Source organism: Bartonella sp. MR168JLCBS (genome assembly GCF_042194175.1).
In genome coordinates this window covers 1-502 of record NZ_JBHIMP010000659.1, presented here as the reverse complement: position 1 = coordinate 502, position 502 = coordinate 1, and the positions used below count along the sequence as shown (strand labels likewise).

The 502-nt window shown below is 32.3% G+C and carries 1 protein-coding gene; it reads right to left on the bottom strand.

Annotated features, from left to right (window positions below):
- On the bottom strand, nt 1–158 hold a 158-nt coding region (locus ACFIK8_RS13250), incomplete at its 3' end, for a hypothetical protein (RefSeq protein ID WP_375669685.1).
- Between the last annotated feature and the right edge of the window lie 344 nt (nt 159–502).

Below are 502 nucleotides of genomic sequence, written 5' to 3'. Positions count from 1 at the left end.
AATTGTAGCCGTTCTAATAAAGGATTTTTCGGATTAGCAGCCTCCATCAATACACGATTATTAAATTGAAGCCATGAAAATTCTCGGTTAATAAACCGCGTCGGACTTTCCATTGTTATGTCCGACATAGAAATCTGATCTGCAACCGTTTTTTTCATATATTTTAGCTAATCTTCCTTTATACTTTCCCAAATCCTTATGATTAAATCTCTCATAAAACATTTTACGATATATTACCGTAATCACAACATATCAATTGCCTAGTTTTCTTCATGATATTACATTTCACATTTCAAAACATTTGGGAACCATTCCCTTTTCCATACGCAGATTATCTTAAAAAGTACCTTGCATTATTATAAGCTTTATTACAAACTCATGCATATAAAAGACAGGATCCAAATCATGCCGTATCAGGCAATTTATCTGGAGTTTGTACACTATGGCTGATCATAACATTCCCCATTTTCAAAATGACCTGGGATATAAAATAATTGAAATT